Below are 15,492 nucleotides of genomic sequence, written 5' to 3' on the forward strand. Positions count from 1 at the left end.
CCTTACAATAACTTTTCCTCCAACTCCAAAACACTTCCTTTTATTACATTATCGAACTGAGAATTATTAAATGTCGTCTGACGTTTGGCCAGTCGGGCTGTATTGACAGTGATCTTCTCTTTGAGCATTTCTCTGTCGTAGATACCGTCCAGATAGGCAAGCGTTTCCTTGATACCAATGGCTTTCATACAGTTGGGTGCTCTTGTGTATTTCTCTTCCAGCATACATATCTCATCGATCAGTCCGTCTTCCAGCATTATTTGGGTACGCAGTGCGATACGTTTTCTGAGTAATTCCCTGTCTGTCTCGATCTGATATATGGGTAGTTCTGACTGTATGGTAGGTTTGGGTGGGAACGTTTTGAAGTACTCTGTAGGGGTCATTCCTGTTTCGAAATAGATATCCAGTGCTTTTTCAATACGGTAAGGATCTCTTGATGAGATCTTCTGCATATAGTCAAGGTCAAGAGTAGAGAGCCATTCATAACTCTTTGGGAGATCTTTGATGGCTTCGGTTGTTCTTCTTTTTGTCTCTTCCGATATCTTTGGAAGTTTGCTGATACCCTCCATAAGCATCTTGAGATAGAAACTCGTTCCTCCAACGATCACAAGGTTCTTGTTGTCAGCCATTGCTCTGGCATGGACATCTTCGTAGAGTCGAATGAAAGTGGTTACATCAAAATCTTCATTTGGTGCAATGAAGTCAATGCCATAGTGCTTGACACCCTGCCGTTCCGCTATCGTGGGTTTGGCCGAGACGATATTTATCTCTTTGTATATTGAAAGTGAGTCGATGGAAAGAATGTAGGCATCAAGAACCTGTGCTGCTTTGATGGCAAGTGCGGTCTTTCCTGAAGCTGTAGGACCGATAAGGGCAAGTTGCCTGATAGTATGATTCATTCTACAATGATAACAAGTTACGGCTAAGTGTTAAGTACGAAGAGGGTAAAATTGTAAACTAATATCTTGGAGAGTGCATGGATCTGTTCGATAAGCATAATCGTTTTAATATCGCCAATATAGTGACTTATTTGAATGTTTCACTGGGCGTTATTGCCATTTATTTCATTGTCAAGGAAGATTTTTTCACAGCGATCATCCTGGCATGGATCGCAGGGGCCTGCGATATCATCGATGGTAAGCTGGCGCGCAAATATGAGCTCTCGACCGAATTCGGAATACAATTGGACAGCTTTGCCGATTTTATCTCTTTTGTCGTCATGCCGCCGTTCCTGCTGTTCTATTCATTGAAGGGCAGTTTTACGAGCGGATGGGAAGAACTGATCGTTGGGCTGGTTTTCATTGCCTATATTATTCTGGGGCTGCGCAGACTGGTAGAATTCAACCTGAAAGTGGATGCAGGTGAAGTAGCAAAGTATTTTGAAGGTGTGCCGACACCGCTTGGTGCCATACTGCTCTGGGTACTCTATCTGCTATTCAGTTACCATATCGTACCCAGTGTTTTCATAATTACCCTGCTGGTCGTGGGGATCGCCTGGTCACTGAACAGCCAGTTGAAAATACCACACCCATGAAAGTGAAGAGTGAAGAATGAAGAGTGAAGAGTTGAAAAGAAATGTTTTTTTTGAAAAACTGAATGATTTTTCCGAACTGGTGATGCTCAAGCACTCCGTGTTCTCACTACCGTTCATCTTTATTGCCATGCTGGTCGCCTCCTATCTGGACAGCGGGTCGGGATGGTTCGGCTGGAAACTGTTGTTTCTCGGAACAGTGGCAGCGGTGAGTGCCCGTAACTTTGCTATGGGTGTCAACCGCTATCTTGACAGAGATATTGACATACTCAATCCAAGGACAAAGAACAGACCTTCGGTTGACGGCCGGGTTTCCACCGGGCAGATGCTGCTTTTCATTGTTATCAATGCCTTGATTTTTATCGGCGTTGCCTATCTCATCAATGCACTTGCTTTCGAACTCTCTGTACCGATTCTGATGGTACTGGGAGCCTATACCGTCTTTAAACGTTTCTCTGCACTGGCACATCTCATACTCGGTGTGAGCCTCGGCCTGGCACCCATCGCAGGTGTGGTGGCCGTCTCCGGGGAGATCACGCTTTGGTCGGTCTATCTCGCGGTTGGTGTGATGTTCTGGGTAGCAGGTTTCGATCTGCTCTATTCTCTGCAGGATATGGCATTCGACAAAGCCAACGATCTGCACTCTATTCCTTCAAAGTTGGGGGCAGAGAAAACAATGCTGATCGCCAGAGTATTTCATATACTGGCCGTCTTTTTCTGGGCTCTGTTCATCGTGAATGCGAATCTGGGTATCTGGGCAGGGACAGCGGTACTGTTCGCTGCGGTCATGTTGACATATGAGCACTATCTTGTCAACAAAGACTTTACAAAGATCGACAGGGCTTTTTTTACCGTGAACGGGTATCTGGGGTTTGTCTTTCTGTTTTTTATCATCCTGGAGGTAATATAAATGGGTACTATGGAAATAGGGATCATTGCTGCACTGGTTTTGATCGTATTCTATCTTTTGACTGTGAACAGCAAATTGAAGAAAGAGAAAAAGGTGCTGCAGGAGATTCTGGAAGTCAAAGATACGACGATACAGAATCTTCAGGCTTCACGTGTAGCAGTCAAGGATGTCATCGAGAACCTTTCGGCGCATGACGAAGTAATGGCTCTTTTGGCAGAGGGGAAGAGCAGGGAAGAGATTGCTGATGAACTCGGTATCCCTATCAGCAAGATAGAGCTCATCATCAAATTCGACAAGATCAAAAAAGACCATGCCGTCTAACAGCTGGGAGAAGATTCTTCAGGAGGCGTATGGAGAACTTGAGGAGGCGTATCGCTCTTTTCTTGAAAAAGACAGCGGGTATATCCCGAACAGAGAAAACTACCTGAATGCCTTCAAGACACTGCCCAGGGAGAAGGTAAAATATATCCTTTTCGGTCAGGATCCCTACCCCCGGAAAGAGAGTGCCAGCGGCTATGCTTTCATCGATGCAAAGGTAAAAGAGATATTCTCCGATACAGGGTTAAGCAAAGAGGTGAATCGTGCGACAAGCCTGCGTAACTTCATCAAAATGGCTTTGGTTGCCCGGGGTGACCTGATACTGGAGGACCTTTCCCAGGATGCTATTTCTGCTATTGACAAAACACCGCTCATTTCCTCCGTCAAAGAGCTCAGGATCAATTTTGAAAAGAACGGCGTACTGCTTCTCAACACGGCACTCATCTTTACGGATAAAAAAAGCTCTACAAAACATGTCAAAGCCTGGAGACCTTTCGTACAGAGCCTCCTGCTTTCCCTTGAAGCCCAACAGCCAAAGCTCATTCTTTTCGGAACCCATGCCAAAGAGCTTCAAAAACATTTACCGCTTGAAAACTTTGAAACGATCGAGCTGGAACATCCCTATAACCACACTTTCATCAGCAATCCCAAAGCACTGACACTTTTCGGTCCGATGAGACTACTTGATAAATAAAGTTTTTTTGGGTAAAATTCTGCTCTTACAATGTATGTGCGCTCATAGCTCAGCTGGATAGAGCATCGGTTTGCGGTACCGAAGGTCTCAGGTTCGAATCCTGATGGGCGTACCACTTCTTCTTATTTGTATCCATCTTTCACTTGTTTAAACTCGACGTACCTGATGTACGCCTCCTTTAAAGCAAGCAAAATCTGCACACAACTAAGAAGAAGCGTGCTTCTTTCCGTGTTGCACAGGCTTTATACAGAAAATAACCAAAATTATATTACAATAAGAATAAACTATTATACTTTTTGGAGTCCCTGCTGTGAAAATCCTACTTATCAATTTTAATCCTGTTGTCTCCAGGCTTTTTGCTTTGTGTACACGTGACGAGCATATTGAACTGGATGAAGTGAAGGATATTAAAGATATAGAAGAGTATAAGGACTACGATCTGGCCTTTGTGGATGATGCTTCTTATGCCGACGCTGTCAGAGAATTCATCGAAAATCATCGCAGTATGGGGAAAAAGGTATTTATCTCTTATGGGCAGGAGAGTGTTCATGGTTTTGATATGACACTTAAAAAGCCTTTTCTTCCTTCTCAGATCCTGGAAGTCATGCAGAGTGTAGAGGTAAGGGAAGAGAAGCAGGAGGTTGAGGAAGAACCGGTGATCTTTCCTTTGGAGAATGAAGAGGATATTCCTGTCGGAGAAGTTGAAGGGAATGAGGTTCCATCGATCTTTCCGCTTTCAAGCGGAGAGATCGAAGAAGAGTTGGAGGAGGCGCAGGAAGAGGCAAAAAAAGAGATTCTTCCTGAGAGTCCGCATATTCTTGACAGTAAAGAGATCGAAAAGATCAAGAATCTGTTAGATATGGAGGAAGAAGAGGAGAGCCTCCCGACCGAAGAAGAACTACCGGATGAAGTGGTCGAACAGCGAAAGGTAAACGCAATCAAGGCACAACTGATTGCGGATGGACTGGAGATCGTTGAGGAAGGGGAGATCGTTGAGGCGTTGGGTACCGGCAAAAAATCCAAAAAGAAGAAAAAAAGGGTAGAGACAGGGCCTTTCAGCAAAGATGAGTTCGCTGCCATACAGAAAGCGTTTACCGATGAACTTTTAAAGCTCAAACCCAAAAAAATAAAAAAACTGCTCAAAGGCAAAGAGATCGAAGTAAAATTGAAACTAAAGGATCAAGACTGATGCAGAAAGGCGCGATACTGGTTCTATCAGGCCCAAGCGGAGCAGGTAAGAGTACGATCATCAATGCGGCATCCGATGAGATAGGGGAGTATTATTTCTCCATTTCCACGACGACAAGGGACCCCCGTATGGGGGAACAGGACGGTGTGGACTATTTCTTTGTCAGTAAAAAGGAATTCGAAGAAGACATCAAAGCGGGAAATTTTCTGGAGTATGCCCAGGTACATGGCAATTACTACGGTACATCCCTCAAACCGGTTAACCAGGCACTGGAGCAGGGGAAGTTGGTCATTTTCGATATCGATATACAGGGGCACCGGTTGGTACGTGCGAAGATGGACGATATCACCACTTCCGCCTTTATTACGCCGCCTACGCTGAAAGAACTTGAAACAAGGCTACGGGCACGCTGTACGGATGATGAAGAGGTGATCCTCAGACGTATTGCGAATGCAAAAGAGGAGATCCGTGCGGTCGGCGAGTATGATTTTACGATCATAAACGATACAGTGGAAGAGGCGGCACAGAAATTCATTATTGTCGCAAAAGCGGCGAGGCTCAAGCAGAGCAGGGAAGATGAGGAGAAATTCATACAGCGGTGGCTGGGATAAGATGAAGGGAACCTATGATTAGAGGTTCCCTTAAACTAATTTAAGTATAATTATTCAAATTTTAATATTGCACCCTTGGTGCAGATAAAGGATGAACTATGGGTATGCCAAGTATGCCGGAGTTGTTGATCGTTTTGGCGATCGTCGTACTTCTATTCGGAGCGAAAAAAATTCCAGACCTTGCAAAAGGAATGGGTAAGGGTATCAAAGACTTCAAAAAAGCCATCAAAGAAGATGATGAAGAGGAAGAAGTGAAAGAGATCACCAAAAAAGAAGAGCCGAAAGTCGAATCAGCGGCTGAAGAGAAAAAAAGCGAAAACGCTTAATAAAAAAACGCTTGGCATTCAGTGCTGAGCGTTCAGATATCTCCCCTCAAGTATCTATTGCTTGACCTATCTACAACCCCACACTATTTACGGAAATTATTATGAAGTTAAAAGAAGAAGTTAACAAAGTCATCAAAGCAGCTTTTGACAAAGCAGGTATCGATGCGGAACCCATTTCTGTCTCGGAAGCGACCAAGCCGGAATTTGGAGACTATCAGTTCAATGGTGCCATGGCGCTTTCCAAAAAACTGAGGAAGAACCCGAGAGAGATCGCCTCTGAGATCATGGGGCATCTTGATTTTTCAGGTATCGTGGCCAAAGCGGAGATCGCAGGGCCCGGGTTTATCAATCTCTGGCTGAATGATACATGGGTGGCACAGGCTTGTGAAAAAGCGCGTGCCGACGAGAGACTGGGTATCGAGAAGACAAGTAATCCCATCAAAGTGGTCGTCGATTATTCCGGGCCGAACATGGCAAAACAGATGCATGTAGGGCATCTGCGTTCCACGATCATCGGGGATACACTGGCGAATCTTCTGGAATTCCTTGGTGATGAGGTGATCCGCCAGAACCACATCGGTGACTGGGGAACGCAGTTCGGTATGCTCATTGCCTATCTCGAAGAGAGGGGAGAAGACGGTTCAGGCAGCCTGAAAGACCTGGAGCAGTTTTACAAGGATGCCAAGAAGCGTTTTGACGAGGATGAAGCTTTTGCCGATAAGGCAAGAGAATATGTTGTCAAGATCCAGAGCGGGGACGAACACTGTCTGAATCTCTGGCAGAAATTCATCGATATCTCCCTGGGGCACTGTGAAGAAGTGTATGACAAGCTCTGTGTCAGGCTGACACGCGAAGATGTCAAAGCAGAAAGTTTTTACAATGAAGACCTTCCTGAAGTGGTAGCGGATCTTGCAAAAGAGGGCAGGCTGAGAGAGAGTGAAGGGGCACAATGTGTCTTTTTTGAGGAAGATGAAATCCCTGTGATCGTCCAGAAAGGAGATGGCGGGTACCTCTACGCGACGACCGATCTTGCGGCCTTGCGCTACAGAGCCAATATACTGGGTGCCAAACGTATCTCCTATGTGGTGGATGCCAGACAGGGTGAGCACTTCAAGCAGATTTTCAAAGTAGCCAAAATGTCCGGTTTTGTACCCGAAGATGTCAAACTTGAACATGTTGCTTTCGGTACCATGATGGACAAAGGCGGCAAACCGTTCAAAACACGTGACGGTGGAACTGTAAAGCTCATCGACCTTTTGGATGAAGCGGTGGTCAAAGCCAAAGCGGCCATTAAAGAGAAAGATGACTATTCGGAAGAAGAGGTGGAAAAACTGGCAAAGACTATCGGTATCGGTGCGGTGAAGTATGCCGACCTCTCCATCAACCGTGAATCGAACTATATCTTCAACTGGGACAAGATGCTGTCATTTGAGGGAAATACCTCTCTTTATATGCAGTATGCCTATGCACGTATACAGAGTATCTTCAGACGTTACGGGGGTGAGATCAAAGGTGATATCGTTATCACCGATGTGCTTGAGCACCGTTTGAGTGTGATGCTGCTTCGTTTTGAAGAGGTACTTGAGAGAGCAGCGGAAGATGCCGCTCCCAACCAGATCACGACTTACCTGTATGAACTGGTCACACTCTTTATGCGTTTCTACGAACAGAACCCCATCTTGAAAGAAGGCGTTGATGAAGCAACGAAACAGTCACGTCTCGCATTGGCGGATATGACGGCAAAAACCATTAAGCAGGGCTTGGATATACTTGGTATTGAGGTAGTAGATAAACTCTAAGGAATCTTTAAAGGATAGAAAATGAAAGCAGTGATCATACTGGCGATCCTGGCAACATTTGTCATGATCATTGTCAAATACAACAGAAACAGGAATGTAAAAAAACTTTTTATTTCTGTAGTGAGCTTTAGTGTGATGCTTTATATCCTGTGGGTCGGTTTCCGTGTCTCCATAGCCATCTTCCCCCTAAAAATACTGAATATTGTGTTGGGTTTCTTTTCCTGGGGAGGCATAATGTATTATATCCTCCGAGACCGGTATATCTGGTGGGTCATCTTCTCTCCCCTGATCGTGCCTCTCTCTTTCGTGCTATTCTCTCTGATAGGCGGGTCGCGTTATGAAGATATCTGGAGACAGATATTCTAATTGGAAATGCCATAAAATCAGGTTATGATTCTTTGTTCTTCTTCTGTTTTTCTACTATTTCATTTAAAAATGCTTCAAGTGAATAACGCTGTCTGTATTCCGGGATCATGATATGAATCAAAATATCCCCCAGATCTGCTACGACCCAGTCATCACTTACGTCGCTTGCAAGAAATGCCTCTCCCGACGGTTTCAGGTCTTTTTTGAGGTGCTCGAAAAGTGCGATGGTATGTTTGGGGTTGAGTGAATTCGCAATGATCACATAATTTGCAATATAGTCCGCATCTTCGAGATTGAAAACCTCTATCTCTTCAGCTTTTTTCTCATCGAGTACGTTGACGATATTATCTATTCTCTCTTCTGTTGTCATTCTTTTTTGTCCTTTATGGTCTTTTCGACCGATTGTTTTATTTTGCTGTCAATATAGCGCAGGTCTTTTTTCTCTCTTATCGTGGTAGAAGAGATCGGAAAATCTATTTCCAGAATTCTCCAGGACTTGAGCCCCTCTGTTTGTACGGGGTGCCCTTTTCTTGTAACGATCACCCAGGTAATATGGTCGTTGAGCCACTCGAATTCATGCCATTTTGTCAATGTTGACAGGTTGTCAGAACCGATAATAAGATACTTTACACTGTATGCATTATTGAAATGTTTTACACTTTGTGAGGTTCGTACACTTTTGTTCTGTCTGATCTCATAATCATCGACGACCACCCCTGGTAACTCATCAAAAAGCTGATGGCACCACTCCAGGCGTTTTTCCGGACTTGCCAGAGAAACGTTCTTGAAAGGGTTCAGGTAGGCAGGAAGCACAATAAGTTTATCGATGTCCAGAATCTGGACAGCCTTCCGGATGATTTGTTGATGTCCTTTGTGCGGCGGGTCGAAACTCCCCCCGAATATTGCAACTTCAGGCTTGGACTGATTAACCAAATGCTAACCTCATTTACTGTAAAATTACGCAATTTTAACATAGTTTTACCCCTATGAAAATTAAGGATGGGAAATGGCAATAAAAGTAGCGATAAACGGATTGGGACGAATTGGCAGATGTGTAGCGCGAATCATTGCGGACAGGAATGATATAGAGCTGGTTGCCGTGAATGCGAGCGGTACGGAAGATATGCTTGAGTACAATCTCAAATTTGACTCTGTCCACGGAAAACGCAGCGATGTCAAAGTTGCTGATGGTTATGTCAATATCGGAACGACAAAAGCAAAGATCTTTGCAGAACGTGAACTTGAAAAGATCGATTTTGCTTCCTGCGGTGCAGAGATCGTGCTTGAGTGTACAGGAGCATTCCTCACAGAGGAGAGCGTACAGCCCTATCTCGATAACGGGATCAAAAAAGTGCTCTTCTCCGCACCTGCGAAGGATGATACGGCCACATTCGTACTGGGTGCCAATGCAGACGAGTATGACGGGCAGGCTGTGGTTTCCAATGCAAGCTGTACCACGAACGGCCTGGCGCCGGTCGCCAAAGTTCTCGACGATGCCTTTGGCATACAGAAAGGTCTGATGACAACCATTCACTCCTATACTTCCTCCCAGCCGATCCTCGATGCGAAACACAAGAAAGATCCGAGAAAGGGACGTGCAGGTGCTGTGAATATCCTGCCGACTACTACAGGTGCGGCCAAAGCAATATCCAAAGTACTGCCAAACCTTGAGGGTAAACTCAACGGACAGGCGATCAGGGTACCGACACCCGATGTTTCTATGGTGGACCTGACCGTAACACTAAGAGAAGAGGTGATCCTTGATGAGGTCAAGGCAGCCTTTAAAATAGCCAGCGAAGGTTCGCATAAGGGCATCCTTGGTGTAGATGAAGAGTACAGGGTTTCTCAGGACTTTGTCGGAGAGGAACTCAGCAGTGTTGTTGCACTCGATACCATTCAGGTGATCGGCGGGAATATGGTCAAAGTACTTTCCTGGTACGACAATGAGTGGGGCTATTCCTGTAGACTCGTAGATATGGCTGTACACATCAGTAAAAAATAATATTGGGGAATTTATGCTAAGAACAATCAAAGATATCGAGATTGACGAGAAAAGAGTATTTATACGCTGTGACTTTAACGTACCGAAAGATGAATTTGGAAATATTACGGATGATAGACGTATCCGCTCTGCTCTGCATACGATCCGCTACTGTATTGACAGGGGATGCAAGATTATTCTTGCTTCCCATTATGAACGACCGGAACCGGGAAAATATGAAGAAAAATATTCTCTGCGTCCGATAGCTAAAAGACTGCACACACTTTTGAAGATCAAAAATGAACTATATATGGCAAATGATGTTGTCGGTCCGGATGCCAAAGAAAAAGCATCAAAACTTCAGGAGGGGGATATTTTAATGCTTGAAAACCTCCGCTATGAAGCAGGGGAAACAGCCAACGATGAAACATTTGCCAAAGAACTGGCATCGTTTGCAGATGTCTATATCAATGATGCTTTCGGCGCCTGTCACAGAAAGCATGCTTCAATCTATGCGATTGCTATGCAGTTTGATAAAGACCACAAAGCGGCTGGCTTTCTTTTAAGTAAAGAAGTGAACTTCTTCGGTAAAGTACTTGAGAGCCCTATCAGACCCTTTATTGCCGTTGTTGGGGGTTCAAAAGTTTCTGGAAAACTTCAAGCACTGAACAATTTGCTGAATAAAGTTGACAAAGTGATCATCGGTGGAGGTATGGCTTTTACCTTTCTGAAAGCACAGGGCTATGAGATCGGTAAATCACTTGTGGAAGATGATTTGATTGGAGAAGCAAGAGATATTATGGAAAAGGCACATTCTTTGGGAGTGAAATTCTATCTTCCTGTCGATTTTGTCGTAGCACCTGAATTTTCTGAAAATACCGCTGTTAAATATCTTCCTTCCCAGGAGATCCCGCATGACTGGATGGGACTCGATACGGGACCGGCATCTTCGAGACTTTTCCGTGAAGTCCTGAATGATGCACAGACGATCATCTGGAACGGACCGATGGGCGTTTACGAGATGGACAAGTTCTCGAAGGGAAGCATTATGATGTCCCACCATATCGCCGAGACACATGCCACGACCATCGTTGGCGGAGGTGATACAGCCGATGTGGCTCAGAGAGCTGGAGACGTGGATGAGATGACCTTTGTCAGTACCGGTGGCGGTGCAAGCCTGAAACTTATTGAGGGCGTAAAGCTTCCGGGCATAGAAGCACTGGAAAACTAAAAAACAAGCATAGCTTGAAGCGGTGCTTTGGCTCCGCATTTTGGTGAGGCTGAAGCTATCACTTCCGAAATGGGTAAAATATTTAAGAAAAATCAAGGGATACATAATGATCTTTGCAGCCAATTTTAAAATGAATCATACACGTGCATCAACCAAAGCGTATCTGGATGCTTTGAATCAGAAATTGGCTTCAAAACGCAGTGAAGACCGTGTGTTCATCTTTCCTCCTTCAACGGCACTTGACCATTATGATGGTGACTTCACGATCGGTGCACAGAACGCTTATCCAGAGAAGAATGGTGCCTTTACCGGTGAGATAGGCCTCGATCAGCTTGACGAATTCGGTATCAAAACCATTCTCATCGGACATAGTGAACGGCGTGATATTCTGGGGGAAGATCAGGCGCTGATTGCCCAAAAATTCTCTTATTTCAAATCAAAGGGTTTTGAGATCATTTACTGTATCGGCGAGGCTTTGGAAGTGAGGGAAGAAGGAGAGGATACAGTGATGGTTCATCTGCTTTCCCAGTTTAAAGGGATCGATCTTGCTTATGAAAAACTTATCATTGCCTATGAACCGATCTGGGCGATCGGTACAGGGCGTTCTGCAAAAGTTGAAGAAATCGCTTCAACCCATAGTACATTGAAAAAACATTTTGACAGACCACTCCTATATGGCGGTTCAGTTAAACCGGCAAACATTAAAGAAATTACTGCTATTGAAGGTGTGGATGGTGTTCTGGTGGGTTCTGCTTCTCTGGAAGTGGAGAGTTTTACGGAGATGATCTTTTGTTAGGGATGAGATGCTATCTGTAGGGTGCTGTCTCCTGACGGCACCATGTGTTACGGATAAATTTAAATCGGAATAAATGGTGCTGTGAGGGCACAGCACCCTACGTGGTAATATTATTTAAACAGGTTTTCCAAGGCACTTGTATCTTTTGTCTTCTCCGCTTCAGCGCCGGCAGCAGATTCAGGCTGTCTTTCTGTAATACCTTCGACTTCATTCAGTTCTATCGTATAGCCTGTCAGCATAGATGCCAGACGGATATTGATACCGCTTTTACCGATGGCTTTGGCTTTCTGATCACCGGTAATGTTGATGACAGCTTTTTTCTCATCCTGGTCTACTTTGATACTTTGGGTGATCGCAGGGCTTAGGGCTCTTGTGATGAATATCTCCGGTATCGGTGAATACTCGATACAGTCGATGTTCTCACCGTTCAGCTCTTCGCTTACTGCGTTGATACGTACACCCTTGACACCGACGGCCGCACCGATAGGGTCCACGTTCATCTGCTCTGTTTTCAGGGCGATCTTTGCTCGTTCCCCCGGAATCCTTGCTGCATTGACGATCTCTACGACACCGTCTGCGATCTCGGGTACTTCACTTGCCATCAGCGCTTCAAGGAATTTGGGAGAGGTACGTGTAAGTTCAAGAAAAAGGCCGTACTGGGGATCGACACTGACGTATCGAAGCAGTGCCCTGATGGTATCGCCGCGTTTGAACTTCTCACCTTTGATACGGTTTCTGAGTGTCAAGATACCTTTTAGTTCTCCTATCTCTACATGGGTGTTGTCATCTGCATCAATTCGGTTGACAGTTCCAAGCATGACGGTACCGACTTTCTCTCGGTATTTCTCGAAGAGGTCCTGCTCGATACGTCGCTGTATGTGGTATTCGAGTTCCCTGAAAAGATTGGCAGAAGCTGTACGTCCATAGTCTTCAAGCACGAATTCCTCTGTCAACTTGTCGCCGATCTCAAGGGATTCGTCGAATTCCTTTGCTTCGGAAAGCGGCATGAAAGCATCGGAGAGTATCTTTTCTTTGTTGTCATCTTTGCCTACTTCAACGTAAAGCTGTTCGTCATCGTCTGCCACAACGGTAATGACCTTGTGCACGGAGTATGTTTTTGTGTCGTTGTCTATCGTTACTTCAAAGTTGCTTGTGAAGCTTGTCAGTTTTTTGGCTGTATTGACCAAAGCATCCTTGAAGGCTTCGATGGCATGCTCTCTTGAGATATTTTTCTCATGTGCGATCGCTTCGATGATGTCTAATATTTTTTCCATAATTCATTTCCTTGATAAAGTTTCAATTCATACCGCTACAAGGGGTAACATAACAGTGTTAAGAACGTCCGGGAGAGCAGTGTTTTTGAAGAATGAGATTATATCTAATCCAAGCTTTACCGAAAATAAAGTATAATAAATCAAATTGATGTCATAAACTGAAATAATAACGCGCAAAGGGTATTAAACCATGAAACTGAAACTTGCTAGAACGACACTGAAAGCAAAGCCAAAAACAATAGAACTTAAAAAACTGGAAGAGGAACTAGCAAGCAGATCGATATTTTACTTCGACAAGGATAATTCACACAAAGAGCTCAAAGAGCTTATAGAGTATTTCGAAGAGAAAGGGTATTCTGTCTATATGCGTGAAGTGAAATACGGTCTTGATGACAACGAGTTCATCTACGAAGTACACATTATTGCATAAGGAGAGCAGGCGGCGCATAGTGCGTGCCGGTAGAATCTTGCATAAAAATCATTCCTCTTTATCTTCTCTCTACTACAACACTATCTGTTGCCACTATTTTAAATGAAAAAATTATTCATAGAAACACTCGGATGTGCGATGAATGTCCGTGACAGCGAACATATGATCGCGGAGCTGAACAGAAAAGAGCCTTACGAGCTTACCCAGAATCTCAATGAGGCAGACCTGATCATCATCAACACCTGTTCGGTCAGGGAAAAGCCTGTTGCCAAGCTCTTCTCAGAGATCGGTGTTTTCAACAAACATAAAAAACCAGGAGCCAAAATAGGGGTTGCCGGATGTACGGCAAGCCATTTGGGAAAAGATATCATCAAAAGAGCACCGTCGGTAGATTTTGTCATCGGTGCGAGGAATGTCTCCAAGATCACACAGGTGGTCAATACGAAACATGCCGTTGAGATCGATACGGATTATGATGAAAGTACCTATGCATTCGGTGAATACCGAACCAATCCTTTCAAAGCGATGGTCAATATCTCTATCGGGTGTGACAAGTCCTGTACTTTCTGTATCGTTCCGGCAACCAGGGGCGATGAGATCTCCATCCCCAGTGACCTGCTGGTACAGGAGATCACAAAAGCTGTATCGAGTGGGGCCAAAGAAGTGATGCTTCTTGGGCAAAACGTCAACAATTACGGCAGACGTTTCGGTGCGGTTGAGGAGAAGATAGATTTTACCGGACTGCTTCAAAAAATATCTAAGATCGAAGGTTTGGAGCGCATTCGCTTCACCTCTCCCCATCCTCTGCATATGGATGACGCATTCCTTGAAGAGTTCGCTTCCAACCCGAAGTTATGCAAGCAGATACATGTACCGCTTCAGAGTGGCTCGACTTCTCTTCTCAAGGCGATGAAACGTGGCTATACGAAAGAGAATTTTCTGGGCCGCTGTGAAAAGATTCGTACGCTTTGCCCCGAAGCGACCATCTCGACAGATATCATTGTCGGTTTCCCTGGCGAGACCGAGGCGGATTTTGAAGATACAATGGATGTGTTGGAAAAAGTACGTTTTGAGCAGCTTTTTTCCTTCAAGTACTCTCCACGGCCCCATACAGAAGCGGCAGAATTTGAAGAGCAGATCGATAACAGGATCGCAGGCGAACGGTTGACACGGCTGCAGGCAAGACATACAGAAATACTCGATGAGATCATGGATGCACAGCTTGGAAAAGTGCATGAAGTCTATTTTGACGAACTCAAATCCAACGGCAGGGTCTCCGGACGCAGTGATGACGGGAAGCTTGTTTTTGTAGAGGGCAGCGAAGAGCTTCTCGGGAAGATCGCAGATGTCAAGATTACCAAAACATCACGTGGTGCGCTCGACGGTGTATTGGTATAGAATATAATGAAACATTTCTTCAGAACTGTGGCGAAGGTCACTGTTCCTCCTCTTCTTTATGTATTGATGCGGATCATCTGGTTCAGCACCTCTAAAAAATTCCACTTCATCTCTCCAGTCGGTGAAGAACAGCATGTCTGTGTCTGCTGGCACGGAGAACTTTTTATGAGTCCACAGGCTTATAGAGAGATCCATAAAAAGCAGCTGGCCTCTGCCATTATCTCCTCCCATTTTGACGGCTCACTGATCGCAGGGACCCTGAAATACCTCCATATAAGACCTCTGAGAGGCTCTACAAAAAGAGGTGCAAGACAGGTACTTTTACAGGCGTTTAAAAGTATCAAGGCAGGCGAAGAGGTGCTAATAACCCCTGACGGCCCACGAGGTCCAAGACACTCCATGAGTGACGGTGCTGTGGGCATTGCACTGAAAAGCGGATTACCGATCTTTATTATGAATTTCATGGCAGAGAATTACTGGCAGCTGAAAAGTTGGGACAGATTTGTGATCCCAAAACCTTTTAGCAAAGTTGATTTCTATCTTCAAAGTATCAGTCTGGAAGGTATGGACTTTGAAGAGGCAAAAGCATTTCTGTCTGAACGGATGCTGGAACACACAATATTGCAGTGAGCAGTGAG

19 protein-coding genes and 1 tRNA gene are annotated in these 15,492 nt (G+C 44.8%); 16 read left to right on the forward strand and 4 right to left on the reverse strand.

Annotated elements, in window-relative coordinates; all coding sequences use genetic code 11:
- Positions 1–2: 2 nt before the first annotated feature.
- Positions 3–899 carry a tRNA (adenosine(37)-N6)-dimethylallyltransferase MiaA gene (gene miaA, locus YH65_RS00515; RefSeq protein ID WP_046550165.1) on the reverse strand — a complete coding sequence of 299 codons (897 nt, stop codon included), beginning with the start codon at positions 897–899 and terminating at the stop codon, positions 3–5.
- 77 nt (positions 900–976) lie between these two features.
- Between miaA and YH65_RS00520 the strand changes: the two genes are divergently transcribed.
- From YH65_RS00520 to YH65_RS00575, 10 genes are all read left to right on the forward strand, one after another.
- A complete protein-coding gene (locus YH65_RS00520; RefSeq protein ID WP_046550166.1) occupies positions 977–1,534 on the forward strand; it encodes a CDP-alcohol phosphatidyltransferase family protein in 558 nt (185 codons plus the stop codon).
- A gap of 16 nt (positions 1,535–1,550) precedes the next feature.
- Complete coding sequence (gene mqnP / locus YH65_RS00525; RefSeq protein WP_046550167.1) at positions 1,551–2,441, forward strand: menaquinone biosynthesis prenyltransferase MqnP; 891 nt, start codon at positions 1,551–1,553, stop codon at positions 2,439–2,441.
- Positions 2,442–2,762, forward strand: a complete 321-nt coding sequence (locus YH65_RS00530) for a response regulator transcription factor (protein WP_046550168.1) — start codon at positions 2,442–2,444, stop codon at positions 2,760–2,762.
- Positions 2,752–3,453, forward strand: a complete 702-nt coding sequence (locus tag YH65_RS00535; RefSeq protein WP_046550169.1) for a uracil-DNA glycosylase family protein — start codon at positions 2,752–2,754, stop codon at positions 3,451–3,453. Before YH65_RS00530 ends, YH65_RS00535 begins: the two co-directional genes overlap by 11 nt.
- A gap of 38 nt (positions 3,454–3,491) precedes the next feature.
- Positions 3,492–3,568: transfer RNA gene (locus YH65_RS00540), tRNA-Arg, on the forward strand.
- Between the two features lie 195 nt (positions 3,569–3,763).
- Positions 3,764–4,642, forward strand: coding sequence for a hypothetical protein (locus YH65_RS11150; protein WP_052746032.1), 879 nt, complete (start codon positions 3,764–3,766; stop codon positions 4,640–4,642).
- On the forward strand, positions 4,642–5,253 hold the full coding sequence (gene gmk, locus YH65_RS00560) for a guanylate kinase (protein ID WP_084721984.1): 612 nt from the start codon (positions 4,642–4,644) through the stop codon (positions 5,251–5,253). The genes YH65_RS11150 and gmk overlap by 1 nt, the downstream gene beginning before the upstream one ends.
- Before the next feature lie 98 nt (positions 5,254–5,351).
- Positions 5,352–5,579, forward strand: a complete 228-nt coding sequence (locus YH65_RS00565) for a twin-arginine translocase TatA/TatE family subunit (protein ID WP_046550174.1) — start codon at positions 5,352–5,354, stop codon at positions 5,577–5,579.
- 101 nt (positions 5,580–5,680) lie between these two features.
- Entirely contained in the window at positions 5,681–7,378 is a 1,698-nt protein-coding gene (gene argS, locus YH65_RS00570; RefSeq protein ID WP_046550175.1) for an arginine--tRNA ligase, read from the forward strand.
- Between the two features lie 21 nt (positions 7,379–7,399).
- The gene (locus YH65_RS00575) at positions 7,400–7,744 is read left to right on the forward strand and encodes a hypothetical protein (protein ID WP_012083980.1); all 345 of its coding nucleotides are present in this window, start codon (positions 7,400–7,402) and stop codon (positions 7,742–7,744) included.
- A 22-nt stretch (positions 7,745–7,766) separates the two neighbouring features.
- Here the strand turns inward: YH65_RS00575 and rsfS are convergent, their stop codons facing one another.
- Entirely contained in the window at positions 7,767–8,114 is a 348-nt protein-coding gene (gene rsfS / locus YH65_RS00580; protein WP_046550176.1) for a ribosome silencing factor, read from the reverse strand.
- Positions 8,111–8,677, reverse strand: coding sequence for a nicotinate (nicotinamide) nucleotide adenylyltransferase (gene nadD / locus YH65_RS00585; RefSeq protein ID WP_046550177.1), 567 nt, complete (start codon positions 8,675–8,677; stop codon positions 8,111–8,113). Before nadD ends, rsfS begins: the two co-directional genes overlap by 4 nt.
- Positions 8,678–8,750: 73 nt before the next feature.
- Between nadD and gap the strand changes: the two genes are divergently transcribed.
- The 3 genes from gap (at position 8,751) to YH65_RS00600 (ending at position 11,752) form a co-directional block, all read left to right on the forward strand.
- Positions 8,751–9,746 carry a type I glyceraldehyde-3-phosphate dehydrogenase gene (gap, locus tag YH65_RS00590; protein ID WP_046550178.1) on the forward strand — a complete coding sequence of 332 codons (996 nt, stop codon included), beginning with the start codon at positions 8,751–8,753 and terminating at the stop codon, positions 9,744–9,746.
- Positions 9,747–9,759: 13 nt separating this feature from the next.
- Positions 9,760–10,956, forward strand: coding sequence for a phosphoglycerate kinase (locus YH65_RS00595; RefSeq protein WP_046550179.1), 1,197 nt, complete (start codon positions 9,760–9,762; stop codon positions 10,954–10,956).
- A 106-nt stretch (positions 10,957–11,062) separates the two neighbouring features.
- Positions 11,063–11,752, forward strand: a complete 690-nt coding sequence (locus YH65_RS00600; protein WP_046550180.1) for a triose-phosphate isomerase — start codon at positions 11,063–11,065, stop codon at positions 11,750–11,752.
- A gap of 110 nt (positions 11,753–11,862) precedes the next feature.
- On the opposite strand, the gene nusA is transcribed toward YH65_RS00600, so the two are convergent.
- Positions 11,863–13,026: a transcription termination factor NusA gene (nusA, locus tag YH65_RS00605; protein WP_046550181.1), complete on the reverse strand. Its 1,164-nt coding sequence runs from the start codon at positions 13,024–13,026 to the stop codon at positions 11,863–11,865.
- A 190-nt stretch (positions 13,027–13,216) separates the two neighbouring features.
- Between nusA and YH65_RS00610 the strand changes: the two genes are divergently transcribed.
- The 3 genes from YH65_RS00610 (at position 13,217) to YH65_RS00620 (ending at position 15,484) form a co-directional block, all read left to right on the forward strand.
- Positions 13,217–13,456: an HP0268 family nuclease gene (locus YH65_RS00610; RefSeq protein ID WP_046550182.1), complete on the forward strand. Its 240-nt coding sequence runs from the start codon at positions 13,217–13,219 to the stop codon at positions 13,454–13,456.
- Positions 13,457–13,558: 102 nt separating this feature from the next.
- The gene (gene miaB / locus YH65_RS00615) at positions 13,559–14,854 is read left to right on the forward strand and encodes a tRNA (N6-isopentenyl adenosine(37)-C2)-methylthiotransferase MiaB (protein ID WP_046550183.1); all 1,296 of its coding nucleotides are present in this window, start codon (positions 13,559–13,561) and stop codon (positions 14,852–14,854) included.
- A 6-nt stretch (positions 14,855–14,860) separates the two neighbouring features.
- A complete protein-coding gene (locus YH65_RS00620) occupies positions 14,861–15,484 on the forward strand; it encodes a lysophospholipid acyltransferase family protein (RefSeq protein ID WP_046550184.1) in 624 nt (207 codons plus the stop codon).
- Positions 15,485–15,492: the final 8 nt, after the last annotated feature.

This window comes from Sulfurovum lithotrophicum (assembly GCF_000987835.1).
GTDB lineage: Bacteria > Campylobacterota > Campylobacteria > Campylobacterales > Sulfurovaceae > Sulfurovum > Sulfurovum lithotrophicum.

Coding starts and splice junctions, on each gene's coding strand:
- miaA (WP_046550165.1), bottom strand. CDS start 899: ATGAATCATACTATCAGGCAACTTGCCCTTATCGGTCCTACAGCTTCA.
- YH65_RS00520 (WP_046550166.1), top strand. CDS start 977: ATGGATCTGTTCGATAAGCATAATCGTTTTAATATCGCCAATATAGTG.
- mqnP (WP_046550167.1), top strand. CDS start 1,551: ATGAAGAGTGAAGAGTTGAAAAGAAATGTTTTTTTTGAAAAACTGAAT.
- YH65_RS00530 (WP_046550168.1), top strand. CDS start 2,442: ATGGGTACTATGGAAATAGGGATCATTGCTGCACTGGTTTTGATCGTA.
- YH65_RS00535 (WP_046550169.1), top strand. CDS start 2,752: ATGCCGTCTAACAGCTGGGAGAAGATTCTTCAGGAGGCGTATGGAGAA.
- gmk (WP_084721984.1), top strand. CDS start 4,642: ATGCAGAAAGGCGCGATACTGGTTCTATCAGGCCCAAGCGGAGCAGGT.
- YH65_RS00565 (WP_046550174.1), top strand. CDS start 5,352: ATGGGTATGCCAAGTATGCCGGAGTTGTTGATCGTTTTGGCGATCGTC.
- argS (WP_046550175.1), top strand. CDS start 5,681: ATGAAGTTAAAAGAAGAAGTTAACAAAGTCATCAAAGCAGCTTTTGAC.
- YH65_RS00575 (WP_012083980.1), top strand. CDS start 7,400: ATGAAAGCAGTGATCATACTGGCGATCCTGGCAACATTTGTCATGATC.
- rsfS (WP_046550176.1), bottom strand. CDS start 8,114: ATGACAACAGAAGAGAGAATAGATAATATCGTCAACGTACTCGATGAG.
- gap (WP_046550178.1), top strand. CDS start 8,751: ATGGCAATAAAAGTAGCGATAAACGGATTGGGACGAATTGGCAGATGT.
- YH65_RS00595 (WP_046550179.1), top strand. CDS start 9,760: ATGCTAAGAACAATCAAAGATATCGAGATTGACGAGAAAAGAGTATTT.
- YH65_RS00600 (WP_046550180.1), top strand. CDS start 11,063: ATGATCTTTGCAGCCAATTTTAAAATGAATCATACACGTGCATCAACC.
- nusA (WP_046550181.1), bottom strand. CDS start 13,026: ATGGAAAAAATATTAGACATCATCGAAGCGATCGCACATGAGAAAAAT.
- YH65_RS00610 (WP_046550182.1), top strand. CDS start 13,217: ATGAAACTGAAACTTGCTAGAACGACACTGAAAGCAAAGCCAAAAACA.
- miaB (WP_046550183.1), top strand. CDS start 13,559: ATGAAAAAATTATTCATAGAAACACTCGGATGTGCGATGAATGTCCGT.
- YH65_RS00620 (WP_046550184.1), top strand. CDS start 14,861: ATGAAACATTTCTTCAGAACTGTGGCGAAGGTCACTGTTCCTCCTCTT.